At 69.5% G+C, this 17,379-nt stretch carries 14 protein-coding genes; 8 read left to right on the forward strand and 6 right to left on the reverse strand.

Features of this window, described 5'->3' with window-relative positions; all coding sequences use genetic code 11:
- Window positions 1–236 precede the first annotated feature (236 nt).
- Together BUE44_RS10780 and BUE44_RS10785 are read left to right on the forward strand one after the other, a co-directional pair.
- Window positions 237–2,561 (forward strand): transglycosylase domain-containing protein, encoded by a 2,325-nt coding sequence (locus BUE44_RS10780; protein WP_073496586.1) that lies wholly within the window; start codon window positions 237–239, stop codon window positions 2,559–2,561.
- A gap of 89 nt (window positions 2,562–2,650) precedes the next feature.
- Window positions 2,651–4,138 (forward strand): glycosyltransferase family 87 protein, encoded by a 1,488-nt coding sequence (locus tag BUE44_RS10785; protein WP_073496588.1) that lies wholly within the window; start codon window positions 2,651–2,653, stop codon window positions 4,136–4,138.
- On the opposite strand, the gene BUE44_RS10790 is transcribed toward BUE44_RS10785, so the two are convergent.
- The 3 genes from BUE44_RS10790 to BUE44_RS10800 all read right to left on the reverse strand — a co-directional run bounded on the left by BUE44_RS10790 (window position 4,126) and on the right by BUE44_RS10800 (window position 6,777).
- Complete coding sequence (locus BUE44_RS10790; RefSeq protein ID WP_073496590.1) at window positions 4,126–5,166, reverse strand: alanine racemase; 1,041 nt, start codon at window positions 5,164–5,166, stop codon at window positions 4,126–4,128. The two genes, BUE44_RS10785 and BUE44_RS10790, sit on opposite strands and share 13 nt — an antisense overlap.
- A 32-nt stretch (window positions 5,167–5,198) precedes the next feature.
- Window positions 5,199–6,338 (reverse strand): lipid II:glycine glycyltransferase FemX, encoded by a 1,140-nt coding sequence (locus tag BUE44_RS10795; protein ID WP_073496592.1) that lies wholly within the window; start codon window positions 6,336–6,338, stop codon window positions 5,199–5,201.
- Window positions 6,339–6,468: 130 nt separating this feature from the next.
- A complete protein-coding gene (locus tag BUE44_RS10800; protein WP_073496594.1) occupies window positions 6,469–6,777 on the reverse strand; it encodes a hypothetical protein in 309 nt (102 codons plus the stop codon).
- Between the two features lie 267 nt (window positions 6,778–7,044).
- On the opposite strand from BUE44_RS10800, the gene rpsF reads away from it, so the two are divergent.
- From rpsF to rplI, 4 genes are read left to right on the forward strand one after another with little or no spacing between them, the layout of a single operon-like run.
- Window positions 7,045–7,335, forward strand: a complete 291-nt coding sequence (gene rpsF, locus BUE44_RS10805) for a 30S ribosomal protein S6 (protein WP_073496596.1) — start codon at window positions 7,045–7,047, stop codon at window positions 7,333–7,335.
- A 59-nt stretch (window positions 7,336–7,394) separates the two neighbouring features.
- Window positions 7,395–8,003 carry a single-stranded DNA-binding protein gene (locus BUE44_RS10810; RefSeq protein WP_073496598.1) on the forward strand — a complete coding sequence of 203 codons (609 nt, stop codon included), beginning with the start codon at window positions 7,395–7,397 and terminating at the stop codon, window positions 8,001–8,003.
- A 41-nt stretch (window positions 8,004–8,044) separates the two neighbouring features.
- Window positions 8,045–8,281: a 30S ribosomal protein S18 gene (rpsR, locus tag BUE44_RS10815; protein ID WP_031512678.1), complete on the forward strand. Its 237-nt coding sequence runs from the start codon at window positions 8,045–8,047 to the stop codon at window positions 8,279–8,281.
- Between the two features lie 18 nt (window positions 8,282–8,299).
- On the forward strand, window positions 8,300–8,749 hold the full coding sequence (gene rplI, locus BUE44_RS10820; protein WP_073496600.1) for a 50S ribosomal protein L9: 450 nt from the start codon (window positions 8,300–8,302) through the stop codon (window positions 8,747–8,749).
- A 103-nt stretch (window positions 8,750–8,852) separates the two neighbouring features.
- Here the strand turns inward: rplI and BUE44_RS10825 are convergent, their stop codons facing one another.
- Window positions 8,853–10,190, reverse strand: a complete 1,338-nt coding sequence (locus BUE44_RS10825) for an MATE family efflux transporter (protein WP_073496865.1) — start codon at window positions 10,188–10,190, stop codon at window positions 8,853–8,855.
- Between the two features lie 536 nt (window positions 10,191–10,726).
- Here BUE44_RS10825 and dnaB point away from each other — a divergent pair.
- Window positions 10,727–12,187, forward strand: a complete 1,461-nt coding sequence (dnaB, locus tag BUE44_RS10830; protein WP_073496602.1) for a replicative DNA helicase — start codon at window positions 10,727–10,729, stop codon at window positions 12,185–12,187.
- A 130-nt stretch (window positions 12,188–12,317) separates the two neighbouring features.
- Here the strand turns inward: dnaB and BUE44_RS10835 are convergent, their stop codons facing one another.
- Both BUE44_RS10835 and BUE44_RS10840 read right to left on the reverse strand, forming a co-directional pair.
- Entirely contained in the window at window positions 12,318–12,839 is a 522-nt protein-coding gene (locus BUE44_RS10835) for a DinB family protein (RefSeq protein WP_073496604.1), read from the reverse strand.
- 93 nt (window positions 12,840–12,932) lie between these two features.
- Entirely contained in the window at window positions 12,933–16,169 is a 3,237-nt protein-coding gene (locus BUE44_RS10840; protein ID WP_456049211.1) for a discoidin domain-containing protein, read from the reverse strand.
- A 306-nt stretch (window positions 16,170–16,475) separates the two neighbouring features.
- Here BUE44_RS10840 and BUE44_RS10845 point away from each other — a divergent pair, with 306 nt between their 5' ends.
- Complete coding sequence (locus BUE44_RS10845) at window positions 16,476–17,372, forward strand: class I SAM-dependent methyltransferase (RefSeq protein WP_073496606.1); 897 nt, start codon at window positions 16,476–16,478, stop codon at window positions 17,370–17,372.
- Window positions 17,373–17,379: the final 7 nt, after the last annotated feature.

The following is a 17,379-nucleotide window of genomic DNA, read 5'->3' on the forward strand; positions in this document are numbered from 1 at the left end:
CCGGTGGTGGCGAGCCGTACCAGGGCAGAGCGGCGGCACGCCGGGCGGCCCAGGGCCGGTCCGGCGGCGGTCGGCGCCGGGGCGGTGGCCCGGGCGGACCGGGTGGGCCGGGTGGCCCGGGCGGACCCGGCAGCGGTGGCCCCGCGGGCCGTGGCGGCCGCGGCCCGGGACGGCGCCCCACCAAGAAGCGCTTCATCGACTACCCCCGGTTCGGCAAGGAAGGCTGGCGCCACTGGATGCCGTCGTGGCGCCAGGTCACCGCGGTATGCGTCGGCTTCTTCGGCGTTCTCGTCGGCATCGTCGGCATCGCCTACGCGATGGTCGACGTCCCTGACGAGAGCCAGGCGGCCAAAGCCCAGAACAACGTCTACTACTGGGCCGACGGCAGCCGTATGGTCACCGGCGGCGGCAGCGTCAACCGGCAGAACATCCCGTACGAGAAGATCCCCAAGGCGATGCGCTACGCGGTGATCTCCGCGGAGAACAAGACCTTCGAGACCGACTCCGGCGTCGACCCGATGGGTATCGCCCGCGCGCTGTTCAACATGGCCAAGGGCGGCGAGACGCAGGGCGGCTCGACGATCACCCAGCAGTACGTCAAGAACACGATGCTCGACCAGTCGCAGACGGTCAGCCGCAAGTTCAAAGAGCTGTTCATCTCCATAAAGGTCGGCGCGAAGGTCAGCAAGAACGACATCATCACCGGCTACCTGAACACCTCCTACTTCGGCCGCGGCGCCTACGGCATCCAGGCGGCCGCGCAGACGTACTACAACGTCGACGCGGAGAAGCTGAACCCCAGCCAGTGCGCGATGCTCGCCGCACTGCTCAAGGGGCCGACGTACTACGACCCGAACGGCAACACCGAGATCGACCCGTCCGCGACGTCCGACGCGAACCTGGCGCGGGTCACCCAGCGCTGGGGGTCGATCCTCGACAACGAGGTCAGGTTCGGCCACATGACCGCGGCCGAGCGGGCTCAGTACACGAAGTTCCCGATGCCGCAGGGCCTCAAGGTGCAGGCCGGGATGAACGGCCAGATCGGCTACCTCGTCGACACCGCGAACAACTACGTCATCCAGCATTCCGGCCATAACATCACCAAGGCCAAACTCGACCGCGGCGGCTACCAGATCTACACGACCTTCGAGAAGGACAAGGTCAACGAGCTGAAGACCGCCGTCGAGAAGGTCAGGGCGCAGAAGATCAAGCCGGGCGCCGGCCATATGTACACCGGCGACCAGCAGAAGGAGTTCGGCGGCGACGCCGACACCAACGTCCAGTTCGGCGCCGCGTCGGTCGTACCCGGCAACGGGAAAATGGTGGCGATCTACGGCGGCGCGGGATACGAACACGGCGAGTTCACCAACAACGCCGACACCAAGGGTGTCCCGGTGGGTTCGACGTTCAAACCCTTCGTGCTCGCCGCCGCGATGACCCACGGCACCAACTACAGCGACGGCAAACCACTGACGCCGGACAGCAAGTACAACGCCAACGACCTGCTCCCGATCAGGGACCACAACGGCAAGCCGGTCCTCAACAAGGACAACAGCGTCTTCAAGCAGAAGAACGAGTCCGGCACGAAGTGGGGCTACATCACCTTGAACAAGGCGATGGAGCAGTCCATCAACACCCCGTTCGTCCAGCTCGGCGAGGACGTCGGCCTGCAGACGGTCGAGGACACGGCCATCAAGGCCGGCTTGCTCAAGGACTACATGGGAGACCTGGTCGCGTCGTACTCCATCGGCACCGCGACACCCAGCGCGATCCGGATGGCGAACGCGTACGGCACCTTCGCCGCCTCCGGCGTCGAGGTGGAGCCGTACTCGGTGACCAAGGTCGTCCACAACGGCGACGACGACCCGGACTTCCAGAAGCCGCAGGTCAAGAGGAACCCGGCGCTGGATCCCGACGTCGCGAACACCGTGACCAAGGTGCTGCAGAACGTGGTGAAGAAGGGCACCGGTACGAAGGCGCTGGAACTGGGCCGTACCGCGGCCGGCAAGACCGGTACCACGGACACCCCCGGCGGTACCCGGTCCGCGTGGTTCGTCGGCTACACCCAGCAGCTGTCCACGTCCGTGGTGATGTTCCGGCAGGACACCAAGGCCAAGAAGCTGCTGCCGATGGCCGGCACCGGCGGCCCCGGCTCCACCACCCACGGTGGTGACATCCCGGCGACCATGTGGACCGAGTACATGAAGGCGGCCCTCGGCAACACGGCGGACCCCGGTTTCCCGACCCCGGGCAAGATCGGTGACGGCAAGACGATCAACGAGGCGGGCGCCCCGTCGCCGACGCCGTCCGCGACGCCGCCGACGGCGAGCACGCCCACGACACCGCCCACCAGCGCTCCGCCCACGAACACCCCGCCGACCAACACCCCGACGGGGACGCCGCCGCCGACCACCAGCAACTCGCCCACGCCGCCGCAGTGCGGGCTGTTCAATCCCAACTGCCACAGCACCAGCCCGTCGGCAACCCCGACGACCACGTCGACGACCGGTCCACCGGGCCGTGGCAACGGCGGAAGCAGCGGAGCACCCAAGGGCGGCTGAGCCGCCCAGGACCCCGTGGCGGACGGTAGCTTTCATCGCGACCGCCACGGGGTCTGCTGTACCCACAGCCGGTACGGCAGGATGTCGGCATGACGAGCGTGCGCGATCGCGAAGAGGACGGCCGGCAGGAGCTTCCGGTGCGTCCCACCGATGAGGACCCACTGGCCGCCACGGCGAGCGAACTCATCGGCGGCCCGGCCGGCAAACATGCCGAGGCCGGCGGCCACCACTGGTGGAACGCCCTGCGGGTGATGGTGCTGGTCGTCATCGGCATGTTCGCGCTCGGCATGGTGCAGAAGGTGCCCTGCTACAACGGCGCCTGGTTCCAGGGCGGCGACCCGCAGTACATCCACGCCTGCTACTCCGACATCCCGCACCTTTACCACGACCGCGGTTTCGCCGCCGACGTCGTGCCGTACTTCGACAGCATCCCCGGGACGCTCTCCGGCAGCGGTTTCCACCATCTGGAGTACCCGGTCCTCACCGGGCTCTTCATGGAGGTCGCCTCCTGGCTGACGCCGCACGGCGGCAGCATGGACCACCGGGCCCAGGTCTTCTGGATCGTGAACTCCGGCATGCTGCTGATCTGCGCGGTCGCGCTGGTGGTGCTGGTCTCCCGCACCAACCGGCGGCGCCCCTGGGACGGGCTTTTCATCGCGCTGTCCCCCGCGCTCGCGCTGTCCGCGACGATCAACTGGGACCTCTTCGCGGTGGCCCTGGCCTCCGCGGGCCTGCTGCTGTGGTCCCGCAGCCGGCCGCTGGCCGCCGGTGTGCTGATCGGCCTGGCCACCGCGGCCAAGCTCTACCCCGTCCTGCTGCTGCTCGCGCTGGGCATGCTCTGCCTGCGGGCCGGCAGGATGCGGGCCTTCGGCGCGGCGGTGGCCGGCGCGGTGGGCGCCTGGCTGGTGGTCAACCTGCCGGTGATCCTGCTGGCCAGGTCCGGGTGGTCGGAGTTCTACCACTACAGCCGTACCAGAGGCGTCGACTACGGCTCGGTGTGGCTGATCATCATGCAGCGCACCGGCAACCCGCTCAGCGGCGTCAGCGCGTACGTCGCCGCCCTGCTGATCCTGCTGTGTGCGGGCATCGCCGCCCTGACCTTCTACGCGCCCCGCCGGCCGCGGCTCGGCCAGATCGCCTTCCTGGTGGTGGCCGCGCTCATCGTCAGCAACAAGGTCTACTCGCCGCAGTACGTCCTGTGGCTGCTGCCGCTCGCCGTGCTCGCCCGGCCGCGCTGGCGCGACCTGCTGATCTGGCAGGGCGCCGAGGTGCTGTACTACATCGCCATCTGGATGCAGCTGGCCTACGTCACCGGCGGCACCAAGCACCACGGCCTGTCGGCCGACGGCTACCACCTGGCGATCGCGCTGCACCTGGCGGGCGTGCTCTACCTGTGCGGGATGGTGGTCAGGGACATCCTGCTGCCGCAGCACGACGTCCTGCGGCAGGACGGCGCGGACGACCCGGCGGGCGGGGTGCTCGACGGGGCCGGGGACGCCTTCGTCCTGGGCCTCCTTCCGGAGGAGGAGGGCACGGCGGCGCCGTACCCGCCGCAGGAGGCCGGCTACGAGGCCTGACGGTCCACTGTGCGGTCGAACTGGGTCGTGGTGTGCCGCAGGTGCGCCACCAGCTCGTCACCGACCGCGGGCGGGGCCACATCGCCTGGCAGGAAGAGGATCGAGACCTGCATGTGCGGCGGCTCGGCGAACCAGCGCTGCTTGCCGGCCCAGACGAACGGCGACAGGTTGCGGTTGACGGTGGCCAGGCCCGCCCTGGCCACTCCCTTGGCGCGCGGCATCAGGCCGTGCAGCGCCTTGGGCGCCTCCAGGCCCACCCCGTGCGAGGTGCCGCCGGCCACGACCACCAGGTGGCCGTTGTCCGCGGCCTTCTCCTGCCGGTAGCCGTAGCGCTCGCCCTTGGCGATCCGGGTCACGTCCAGGACGGCACCGCGGTATTCGGTCGCGTCGTGGTCGCCGAGCCACATCCGGGTGCCGATCCTGGCGCGGAACCTGGTCTGCGGGAACTGCTGCTGGAGCGCGGCCTGCTCGGTCGCCTTGAGATGGCTGACGAACATCGTGTGCAGCGGCAGCCGGGCGGCCCGCAGCCGCTCCATCCAGCCGAAGACCTCCTCCACCGCGTCACTGCCGTCGGTACGGTCCAGCGGCAGGTGGATCGCGAAGCCCTCCAGCCGCACGTCGTCGATCGCGGTGTGCAGCTTGCCCAGGTCCTCCTCGGACACGCCGTGCCGCCGCATCGAGCTCATCACCTCGATGACCACCCGGGCGCCCACCAGCCCGCGCACCCCCTCGACCGAGGACACCGAGCGGATCGCCCGGTCCGGCAGCGGCACCGGCTCCTCACCGAGCCGGTAGGGGGTCAGCACGAGGATGTCGCCGCCGAAGTAGTCCTTTATCCTGGCGGCTTCGTACGTCGTGCCCACGGCGAGCATGTCGGCGCGCAGCCGGGTGGCCTCGTCGGCCAGCCGCTCGTGGCCGAAGCCGTAGCCGTTCCCCTTGCAGACCGGGACGAGCCCGGGGAACTGGTCAGCGACCTGCTGCTGGTGGGCACGCCAGCGTGCGGTGTCGACATACAGGGTGAGCGCCATGGCCTGGAGGACCTTCCTTGTGCGTCGGCCGGTCAGCGGCGCGACATGTAGATGTCGAGTGCCTTGTGGAGCAGTTTGTTGAGCGGGAAATCCCACTCGCCCAAGTATTCGGCAGCCTGCCCGCCCGTGCCCACCTTGAACTGGATAAGGCCGAACAGGTGATCGGTCTCGTCGAGCGAGTCGCTGATGCCGCGCAGATCGTAGACGCTGGCGCCCATGGCGTACGCGTCCCGCAGCATGCGCCACTGCATCGCATTGGACGGCCGGACCTCGCGCTTGTGGTTGGCGGAGGCGCCGTACGAATACCAGACGTGCCGGCCGACGGTGAGCATGGTGGCCGCGGCGACCGGCTCGCCCTCGTGTACGGCCAGGTAGAGCCGCATGCGGTTGGCGTCCTCGGCATTGAGCTTGGTCCACATGCGCTGGAAGTACGACAGCGGGCGGGGCCGGAACTGGTCGCGCACCGCGGTGATCTCGTACAGCTGCTGCCACGCCGGCAGGTCGTCGTAGCCGCCCTGGATGACCTGGACGCCGGCCTTCTCGGCCTTCTTGATGTTGCGGCGCCACAGCTGGTTGAAATTCTTCAGGATGTCGTCGAGCGAGCGGTTCTCCAGCGGCACCTGGTAGACGTAGCGCGGCTGCACGTCACCGAAGCCGGCGCCGCCGTCCTCGCCCTGCTGCCAGCCCATCCGGCGCAGCCGCTCGGCCACCTCGAAGGCCCGCGGCTCGATGAAGTCGGCCTCGACATCCCGCAGCCGCTTGATGTCGGGGTCGGCGATGCCCGCCTTGATCGTGTTGGCGTCCCACCGGCGGATTATCACCGGCGGACCCATCTTCACGGTGAAGGCGCCCTGCTGCTTGAGGTGCCGCAGCATCGGCTGCAGCCACTCGTCCAGATTCGGCGCGTACCAGTTGATGACGGGACCCTCGGGGAGATACGCCAGATACCGCTTGACCTTGGGCAACTGCCGGTAGAGGACCAGGCCCACACCGACCAGCTGGCCGCCCTTGGTCAGCTGGCCGGGCTGCTCGTCGAACCAGCCCAGGCTCTCCGACCGCCACTCGGACTTCACGTCGGCCCATGCCGGGACCTGGCAGTGGCTCGCCGCGGGCAGGCTCTGGATGTAGGCCAGGTGCTGCTCTCGGCTGATGGTCCTCAGGGTCAGGCTCATGCGGGGCGCTCCCCATGCTCACGACTGCGGGCTTATCTGGCCCGAAGCCTACTGTGCAGGGGGAGCCGTCCCACCAGCCCTGTGGACAACGGCGCGGCTTTCCACAGGGCGCCGCCCGAGTGCCGCGCTGCTACCAGAGCCCGCCGGTCAGACCGCCGTGGGCCACTCCGAGGTAGAAGCCGACCGCGGACATGCCCAGACCGAGGATCAGGACGAAGCGCTCGGTCGTGGTGGCGGAGATGAACTGGCCGTAGCCGCCGGTGAAGATGCCGACGAGGCCGGTCCACGAGCTGAGCAGATGCAGGTTGTCGAACGCCGATGAGATGACCGCGATGGCGCCGAGGACGAAGGTGACGATCGCAAGGGCGTTGACCAGCGGATGGGGCCGGCCGTCGGTGTTGAAGGTGAGGTGATGGGTCCGTTCCGCGTGCTGTGCCATGGGGCACCTCCGTGACGGAGAAGTGGCGGGCTGTAGCACCCGCCCACCCGATGTGTACAGATTGCGGTCATAAGGGGGCGGATTTCAACCCGGGGGACCGAGGCGGGTAGTCTGTACGGTCTGCACCGGTGTCTGCGCTGGGCCAGACCGGGCGGTCGGGGGATTTCCCCGACTGTCAGTGGCCCGCGTTACCGTTGCGACGCAGATACAAACCCTCCTGCCACGGAAACGCCGTGGCCGCTGAGTCCAAAGGAGGTGGGTTCCACTATGCGTCACTACGAGCTGATGCTCATTCTCGACCCCGATCTTGAGGAGCGCGCTGTCTCCCCGCTGATCGAGTCCTTCCTGTCCGTCGTCCGCAATGGCGGCGGCAGCGTGGAGAAGGTCGACACCTGGGGCCGTCGTCGTCTCGCCTATGAGATCAACAAGAAGCCCGAGGGCATCTACTCGGTCGTCGACCTCAAGGCCTCGCCTGAGGTCGTCAAGGAGCTGGACCGTCAGCTCAACCTGAACGAGTCGGTGCTGCGGACCAAGGTCCTCCGTCCGGAACTGCACTAGTACCGGACTTCGAGTAGCAGTCAGTCAGCACTGCCCAAAGCCAGTCGAGAGGTCACCCCATGGCAGGCGAGACCGTCATCACGGTCGTCGGCAATCTTGTCGACGACCCCGAGCTGCGCTTCACCCCGTCCGGTGCGGCGGTCGCGAAGTTCCGCGTCGCGTCCACTCCCCGCACCTTCGACCGGCAGACCAATGAGTGGAAGGACGGCGAGAGCCTGTTCCTGACCTGCTCGGTCTGGCGGCAGGCGGCGGAGAACGTCGCCGAGTCGCTTCAGCGCGGCATGCGCGTCATCGTGCAGGGCCGCCTCAAGCAGCGGTCCTACGAGGACCGCGAGGGCGTCAAGCGGACGGTCTACGAACTGGACGTCGACGAGGTCGGCGCCAGCCTCAGGAGCGCCACGGCCAAGGTCACCAAGACCAGCGGCGGTGGCGGTCGTGGCGGCCAGCCGGGCGGTTACGCCCCGGGCGGCGGCCAGGGTGGCGGCGGCTGGGGCGGCGGCTCCGGCGGCCAGCAGGGTGGCGGCGGTGCTCCCGCCGACGACCCCTGGGCCACCAGCGCACCGGCCGGCGGCGGCCAGCCGGGCGCGGGCGGCGGGCAGGGTGGCGGCGGCTGGGGCGGCGGCTCCGGCTCGTCCGGCGGCGGCTACTCGGACGAGCCGCCCTTCTAGGGCGGACCTCACACACTTCTTGATCGCATAGGAGAAACACCATGGCGAAGCCGCCTCCGCGCAAGCCGAAGAAGAAGGTCTGCGCGTTCTGCAAGGACAAGACCGTTTACGTGGACTACAAGGACACGAACATGCTGCGGAAGTTCATTTCCGACCGCGGCAAGATCCGTGCCCGCCGCGTCACCGGCAACTGCACGCAGCACCAGCGTGACGTCGCCACGGCCGTCAAGAACAGCCGTGAGATGGCGCTGCTGCCGTACACGTCGACCGCTCGATAAGGGAAGGGTGACCAGATAATGTCGAAGATCATCCTTACCAACGAGGTCAGCGGCCTGGGTGCCGCCGGCGACATCGTGGACGTCAAGCCGGGTTACGCCCGCAACTACCTGATCCCGCGTGGCTTCGCCATCGCGTGGACCAAGGGTGGCGAGAAGGACGTCGAGCAGATCCGTCGTGCCCGTCGTATCCGCGAGATCCACTCGCTGGACGACGCGAACGTGGTGAAGGCCCAGCTGCAGTCCGTCAAGGTCCAGCTGAGCACCCGCGCCGGTGACACCGGCCGGCTCTTCGGCTCCATCACCCCGGCCGACATCGCCGCGGCGATCAAGGCCGCCGGTGGTCCGGTCGTGGACAAGCGCCGGGTCGAGGTCGGTGCGCCGATCAAGACGCTCGGTGCGCACAAGGTGTCGGTGCGGCTGCACCCCGAGGTCGAGGCTGTCCTCGACCTGGAGGTCGTGGCGGCGTAACGCCCCTTGCTCGGCATGTTCCACGTGGAACACCAGGGGCCGGGTGCCCTCTTCGGAGGGTGCCCGGCCCTTGCGCGTGCCCGCATGCGCCGCGCTGGACGGTTCAGCGGGCCGCGCCGGTCACGATCCAGCGGCCCGAGCGGGCGCGCAGCCACAGGGCGGCGAGCCGGGTGAGCATCATCAGCGTCATGGCCCACCACAGGGCGGTCAGACCCGCCCCCAGCGCCGGCACGGCGAAGGCGACCGGAGCGAAGACCGCCAGCGTGATCAGCATCGACCAGGCCAGATACGGCCCGTCTCCGGCGCCCATCAGCACACCGTCGAGCACGAAGACCACGCCCGAGACCGGCTGCGAGATCGCGACCACCAGCAGCGCGGACATCAGCGCGTCCTGCACGGCCGGGTCGGAGCTGAACAGCGGCCCGACGAGGGGCCGGGCCAGCGCCACCAGGAGCCCCAGGACGACGCCACAGGCCACGCCCCACTCGATCATCCGCCGGCAGGCGGCACGGGCGCCGTCCGCGTCCCCGGCGCCCAGGTAGCGGCCGATGATGGCCTGGCCGGCGATGGCGATGGCGTCCAGCGCGAAGGCCAGCAGCGACCAGACGGTGAGGGTGATCTGGTGCGCGGCGATCTCGGTGTCCCCGAGCCGGGCGGCCACCGCGGTGGCGATCAGCAGCACGGCCCGCAGGCTGACCGTACGGACCAGCAGCGGCAGCCCGGCGTGGGCGCAGGCGCGGATCCCGGCGGGGTCAGGGCGCAGCGCCGCCCACCAGCCGCGGGTGCCGCCGTCGCCTTTGACGGCGGTCCTGCCGCTCTCGCAGCTCTGGCGGCGGATGCCGCGGACCACGACCCACAGGTAGACCGCCGCCATGCCGTTCTGCGCGATGACCGTTCCCCAGGCGGAGCCCGCGATGCCCAGCCCGGCGCCGTAGACGAGGATGGCGTTCAGGCCGGCGTTGGCCGTGAAGCCGCCGACGGCGACCGCCAGCGGGGTGCGGGTGTCCTGCAGGCCGCGCAGCACGCCGGTGGCGGCCAGCACCACCAGCATGGCGGGGATGCCGAGCGAGCTGATCCGCAGATAGTCGGAGGCGTAGGGTGCCGCCGTCCCCGAGGCGCCGAAGAGGTCGACCAGGGCGGGCGCTGCGGGCAGCACGGCGGCGATGACCAGGGCGCCGAGCAGCAGGGCCAGCCAGATGCCGTCTATGCCCTGCCGCAGCGCGGCGGGGAGGTCGCCGGCGCCCACCCGGCGGGCGACCGCGGCGGTGGTGGCGTAGGCGAGGAAGACGAAGATATTGACGGCGGTGGTCAGGAGCGCGGCGGCCACGCCGAGCCCGGCGAGCTGTGCGGTGCCCAGGTGGCCGACGATCGCGCTGTCCACCATCACGAAGAGCGGTTCGGCGACGAGCGCGCCGAACGCGGGCAGCGCCAGGGCGACGATCTCCCGGTCGTGACGGCGCCGCCCGGCCGGGCGGCGGTCGCGGTCGGACCCCGGGCTGTCGGCTCCGGGCCCCTGCTTTTCTGGCGGCTCGACTACGGGATTCACAAGCACAGCTTAATCGTCCACAAGTAAGAGGTGAAGTGGGCAGATGACTATTACGTATGACTGCGTAGAGTGATCTCCTCCGCGTTGTTTGTGGCGATCTTGGTCCACCGGAAAAAGTTTTTCTCCTGCACAGGCTATGGATGAAGAAAGTGCAGGTCAGAGGGCATCTCCGGGATGACCTTGCAGGTTGTCCACAGCGCTGTCCCAAGGCCTGTACACAGGTTCGGGGCAGTTCTCCACAGGTATGCCGCCGTCGTCCACACCCCCTGTGGATAACCGCCTTGGTCCAGGCCGCCGCTGGCCCTACCGTGGAGCCTCCGTCCGAGGTGCGTGAGCGCTGCCGGGCGGATCGAGGATCGGAGCGGTGCCGTGAAAGAGTGGCACGCACGCGGGGTCCGACCGGACCGGTCGGACGGGAGGAGGTGGCGGGGGTGACCCAGCCCGAACCCGCCGACGACCGCTGGCCCGACCTCCCGCCGGACGACCGCCCGGGCCCGCCGTCCGGCGTCAGCCCGTTCCGTAAGAAGTCCGCCTCCGACGACAACCGCTACTCCGAGGGCGGCGGCGGCTTCGAGCGCGTCCCCCCGCAGGACCTCGACGCCGAGCAGTCGGTGCTCGGCGGCATGCTGCTGTCCAAGGACGCCATCGCCGACGTCGTCGAGGTACTCAAGGGCGCCGACTTCTACCGGCCCGCCCACGAGACCATCTACACGGCGATCCTCGACCTCTACGCCCGTGGCGAGCCCGCCGACCCCATCACCACCGCCGCCGAGCTGACCAAGCGCGGCGAGATCGCCCGCGTCGGCGGTGCCCCCTACCTCCACACCCTGGTCAACGCCGTCCCCACCGCGGCCAACGCCGAGTACTACGCGGAGATCGTCCACGAGCGGGCGGTGCTGCGCAGGCTCGTCGAGGCCGGCACCCGTATCACCCAGATGGGATACGCGGCCGACGGCGACGTGGACGAGATCGTCAACAACGCGCAGGCCGAGATCTACGCCGTCACCGAACAGCGCACCTCGGAGGACTACCTCCCGCTCGGCGACATCATGGAGGGCGCCCTCGACGAGATCGAGGCGATCGGCTCCCGCAGCGGGCAGATGTCCGGCGTCCCGACCGGCTTCACCGACCTGGATTCCCTCACCAACGGCCTGCACCCGGGCCAGATGATCGTCATCGCGGCCCGCCCCGCGATGGGCAAGTCGACGCTCGCGCTGGACTTCGCCCGTACGTGCTCCATCGCGAACAAGATGCCCAGCGTGATCTTCTCGCTCGAGATGGGCCGCAACGAGATCGCCATGCGCCTGCTGTCCGCCGAGGCCAGGGTCGCGCTGCACCACATGCGTTCGGGCACCATGACCGACGACGACTGGACCAAGGTCGCCCGCCGGATGTCCGACGTCACCGAGGCACCGCTCTACATCGACGACTCCCCCAACCTGTCGATGATGGAGATCCGCGCCAAGTGCCGCCGCCTCAAGCAGCGCAACGACCTGCGGCTGGTCGTCATTGACTACCTCCAGCTGATGCAGTCCGGCGGCTCCCGCCGCCCCGAGAGCCGCCAGCAGGAGGTCTCGGACATGTCCCGTAACCTCAAGCTCCTGGCCAAGGAGCTGGAAGTCCCGGTCATCGCCCTCTCCCAGCTCAACCGCGGCCCCGAACAGCGCACCGACAAGAAGCCGATGGTCTCCGACCTGCGCGAGTCCGGCTCGATCGAGCAGGACGCCGACATGGTGATCCTGCTGCACCGCGAGGACGCCTACGAGAAGGAGTCCCCGCGCGCCGGCGAGGCCGACCTGATCGTCGCCAAGCACCGCAACGGCCCCACGGCCACCATCACCGTGGCCTTCCAGGGCCACTACTCCCGCTTCGTGGACATGGCCCAGACCTGACCGCGCGCGTTGTGGATCCCAGATCCCATGCAGATCCGAGGTGGCGAGGGCGGGTTCGGGGTTTTCCACATCGCGAGAGCACCCTGCCAGGCGGCACTGACAACGAAGCGGGTCCGCCGGGGCCGGCGGGTCAGTCGGTCAGGACCAGGTGGAGGTGGCCGTCGATGAGTTCGCGGGCCGCGTCGAGGTGGCCGGTGTGGCAGGCGGTTTCGGTGATGACGTGGAGCAGGATCTCGCGATGGCTGTGCATGTCCTGGTCGCCGAAGAGTTCGGTCGGCCACCACGCGGGGGCGGTGTCCGCGGGCGTGGCGGTGATGATCGCGTCGGCCAGTGACGTCTGGCGGCGGTAGAGGTCCAGTACGGCGGTGGCGGGGGCTTCGGGGTCCACCAGCCAGGCGTTGGGCTCGTCGTCCAGTGCCGCGATGACGGCCGGGTCGCCCGCGAGGACCGCGCCGAACCAGAAGCGCTCGACGTCCAGCGCAAGGTGGCGGACCAGGCCCAGGCAGCTCCAGCCGGACGGCAGGACCGGGCGGCGCAGGTCCGTCTCGTCGAGCCCGTCCAGGATGCCCATTACGTGCTTGCGCTGGCCGGTCAGGCAGTCCAGCAGCGCGGCGATCTCGGGGCCGGGCTGCCCGGCTGTCGGCTCCGTCATGGGCTCACCGTACAAGCCGCTCCCGACCGGAAACCACACCCCCGGAGCCGCGGAACGCGGCTCCGGGGGTGCCCTTCCCGGGGAGGGGAAGGGTCAGGTGATGGTCCACACGAAGGTCGCGGAACCGGCGGCGCCGTCCGGGTCCTTCGCGGTGACCGTGACGGTGTAGCTGCCGGCCCGGCCCGCCGCGCCGGTGAAGGTGCCGCTCGCGCTGAGCGAGATGCCGGGCGGCAGGCCGGACGCGGTGTAGGAGCGGTGCGCGGCGGCCGGGTCGAAGGCCCAGTCGACGGCTCGGTGCACCGGGCTGCTCATGCCGTGCGGGTTGGGCACGGACAGCGCGGCGGCGGTGGCGGGCGCCGCGGAGTCCGCGGCGGCCGCCTTGGGGGCGAGGGCCGCGGCGATGGCGCCGTTGACCGTGGTCGGCACGGTGAGCGTGCCGGTCTGCGGCAGGTTGCGGGAGGAGTCGCCCACCAGGATCTGGTAGGTGCCCGCGGCCGTGGTCCAGTTGCTGCTGCCGGTGTTCCAGTAGGCCAGGTCATGGGTGCTGACCGTGAAGGTCAGCGTCTGCGACTGGCCCGGGTTGAGGGTGACGCGCTGGTAGCCCCGCAGTTGGTGCACCGGCTCCCCGGTGGACGCCGGGTCGCCGACGTAGAGCTGGGCGACGTCCGTGCCGGCCCGCGACCCGGTGTTGGTCACCGTGACGTGCACCGTGGCACTGCCGCCGCTGAGCGCGCCGACCTGCAGGTTGCTGTAGCCGAAGCTGGTGTAGGACAGGCCGAAGCCGAAGGGGAAGAGCGGCTCGATGTTCCTGGCGTCGTACCAGCGGTAGCCGACGTTCAGCCCTTCGCTGTACTGCACCTGCCCGTTGGCGCCGGGCCACTGGGCCGCGGTGTTGGCGGGCACGTCGGCCAGCGACTTCGGGAAGGTCACCGGCAGCTTGCCGGACGGGTTGACGTCGCCGAAGATCAGCGCCGCCATGGCCGTGCCGATCTGCTGGCCCGGGTAGAAGCCCTCGAAGACGCCCGCGACCTGGTTCAGCCACGGCATGTTGATGGCCGAGTTGTTGTTGAGCACCACGATGGTGTGTGGGTTCGCCGCGGCCACCTGGGCGATCATGTCGTTCTCCTTGACCTGGCTGCCGCCGTTGTTCGGCAGGTCAAGGGTGGTGGTGTCGTGCTCCTCGTTGCCGTAGTTGTCGCTGGCGTAGACGATCGCGACGTCGGAGGAACGGGCCAGGGTGACGGCCGAGGCCAGATTCGTCGCGTCGTTGTACTGCACGGTGGTGCCGGTCCCGGCGACCCGGTTCTGGATGCCGGTGATCGGCCAGACCGTTCCGGAGCTGGTCACGGTGGCGCTGCCGCCGCCGATGGACTGAACTCCGGCGCCGCCGTCCCAGCCGATCACCGCGATCGAGTGGGTGGTGGCGGTGGACAGCGGCAGGATGCCGTTGTTCTTGAGCAGGACGGTGCCCTCCTCCGCGCCCTGGAGGGCGACCTGCACATGCGCGGGAGTGGTCACGGTGGCGTCCCGCGAACCGCTCGGCGCCTTGTCGAACAGCCCGAAGGTGAAGAACTGCGTGAGCAGCCGGCCGACCATGGTGTTGAGCGTGGTCTGGCTGACCGTGCCGTTGGCGACGGCCTGCGCCAGGAAGTCGGCGAAGAAGTAACCGTTGGGCATTTCCACCGTCAGGCCCGCGTTGGCGGACTCCACCGTCGAGTGGGTGCCGCCCCAGTCACTGGTGATGAATCCGCCGAAGTTCGCCTGGCTGTACAGCCCGGTGTTCATCAGGTCGGGATTTTGGCAGGCGGGAACGTTGTTGACGATGCTGTACGCGCACATCGCCGCGGCCGGCGAGCCTTGCTGCACCGCCGCCTGGAAAGCGGGCAGATACAGCTCCTGCATGGTCCGCTTGTCGACGATGACCGTGCCCGCCGGGTTCTCGATGTTGTAGACGGCCACATGCTTCATCTCGGCCATCACACCCTGGCTCTGGATGCCCTTGATGTCGGCCGTGGCCATCTGCCCGTTGAGGTAGGGGTCCTCGCTGAAGGTCTCGAACGAGCGGCCCCAGCGCGGGTCGCGGACGATGTTCAGCGTCGGGCCGAGCGCCACCTGCACGCCCTTGCCGGCGAACTCCGCGCCGATCGCGGCGCCGTACTGCTGCTCCAGCGCGTTGTCGAAGGTCGCCGCGGACGCGTTGGCGGACGGCATCTGGGTGACACCGCCGAGCCCGTCGCCGACGCCGTGCGGGCCGTCCTGCAGACCGATGTTCGGTATGCACAGCGACGGGATGCCGGTGATATTGCCGATGTACGGAGAGGAGTTGTTGTTGCCGTGCAGGATCGACACCTTCTGCGCGGTCGTCATCTGCGCCATGACCTGCGAGACGCGGGTGGAGACGGGGGCGGTGGACCCGACCCACGGGCAGCTGCCGTCGCCGCCGCCGGGCGGCGGGGTGGTGCTGCCGCCACCGGCGGTCAGCAGGGTGAACTCCCACAGTGAATAGCCGTACTGGGTCGCGCGGACCGTGCCGTACATCCGCACGTAGCGGCCGCTGGCGTTGAAGGAGAGGTTCTCCACCCCACCCGGTCCGTTGGCCGTGGAGTAGACGGTGTTCCACGTGGAACCATTGTCCGAGACCTGGATCTGGTACGCCTTCGCGGAGGCGGTCTCCCAGCTCAACTGGGCGCCGCAGAGAGCCTGCGAGGAGCCGAGGTCGACCTGGACCCACTGCGGGTCGGACGCCGCGCTGGACCAGCGGGTGCCCGCGTTGCCGTCGAAGGCGGCCGAGGCGGGGGTCCCGGCGTTCTCGGTCGAGGACGCGGTGGCGGGCTTGCCGAGCGCGGCCGTGGTCGTACCGCAGGAGGCGGGCGGGGTGCCGCCGCTGGAGCCGCCGTAGACCTGGAACTCCCAGAGGGAGTAACCCCACTGGGTACCGCGTGCCGTGCCATACATCCGCACATAGCGGCCGGTGCCGGTGACGTTCAGGGTCTGGACGCCGCCGGTGCCGGTGGTCGTGGAGTAGATGCCGGTCCAAGTGGAAGCGTTGTCCGACACCTGGATCTGGAAGGACTTGCCGTAGGCCGCCTCCCAGTTCAGCACCACCTGGGTGATCGGCTGGCTGGAGCCGAGGTCGACCTGGAGCCACTGCGGATCGGACGCGGCGCTGGACCAGCGGGTGCCGGTGTTGCCGTCGACCGCCGCGTCGGCGGTGAAGGCGTCCTGCACGGACGAGGCGGTCGCGGTCTTGCCCTGGGAGAGCAGGACCGGCGTGGCGGCACCGGACGAGGTCGCCACGATCGACAGATAGGCCGAGGCGATCACGACCAGCACGAGCAGGACGATGGCCTGCGGTGACTGTCGGAAACGTTTACGGGATATGGAGAGCCCTTGTGGGGTGACCCTCATGTGTCTGCTCCTACGTGTCGGAATGCAACTGCGTGAGTGGGGGGTGGTAGGAGGAACCGCCAGCGGGCTGAGAGCGCTCTCTGGCAGAGGTGATATCTACGCCCGGCCCCAGGGGGTGTCAACCTTTCTGACACGTAGCGGGCGGTGAAAACGCTTGCCTTGACGACGAGTTGACCTGGGAGCGCTCCCGTCCCGCACGTCCGCCCGTCCGGATGGGAGCCTGGGGGGATGGACGAGGACAGGCAGGCGGACCGGCGCCAGGACGGGGAACCGGCCCGGATCGCGGTCGAGCTGGAGGGCGTCCCCGAGACGCTGCTGTGGAATCTCTACCAGCGGTCGGTGGAGGCCGCTCGCCCCGGCAAGCGGGTGCTCGATGACCCGCGGGCGGTCGAGCTGGTCGGGCGGATCGACTACCCCTTCGAGCGCTTCGCCGCCGACGGCATGGCCCAGTGGCACGCGCTGCGGGTCGCCTGCCTCGACGGGGAGGTGCGGCGCTTCCTCGCCGACCATCCGGGCGGCACGGTGGTGGCGCTCGGCGAGGGCCTGGAGACGCAGTTCTGGCGGGTGGACGACGGGCGGGTGCACTGGCTGACGGTGGACCTGGCCGAGACGGTGGCCGTACGCGAGAAGCTGCTGCCCGACGACCCGCCGCGGCGCCGAACGGTCGCCTGCTCGGCGCTCGACCTGCGCTGGATGGACGAGGTCGATGGCGGAACGCCGCCGCAGGACGTGCTGGTGACCGCGCAGGGCCTGCTGATGTACCTGCCGCCCCGCGACGTCAAGCGGCTGATCGCCGCCTGCGCGGAGCGCTTCCCCGGCGGTTCGTTCCTCTTCGACGCGCTGCCGCGGGGGATGGTGGCCCGCAACCAGGCCGGCGCTGTGGAGACCGCCGGCGGCTACCGCGCCCCCCGCTGGCAGTGGGGCATGGACACCAAGGAGTATCCGAAGGTGGCCACTGCCTCACCGCGGATCGCCGATGTTCGCAGCCTGCCGCTGCCCCGCGGCCGCGGCCTCTACGCGATCGCTCCGATCTCCCACCTGCTGCCCGGAGTGCGGTCGATGCGGATGTCGATCGTGTCGGTACGCTTCGGGGCCGCCGACTACCGTGAGGACGCGCGGGCCTGACGCCCGC

Source organism: Actinacidiphila paucisporea, from assembly GCF_900142575.1.
GTDB lineage: Bacteria > Actinomycetota > Actinomycetes > Streptomycetales > Streptomycetaceae > Actinacidiphila > Actinacidiphila paucisporea.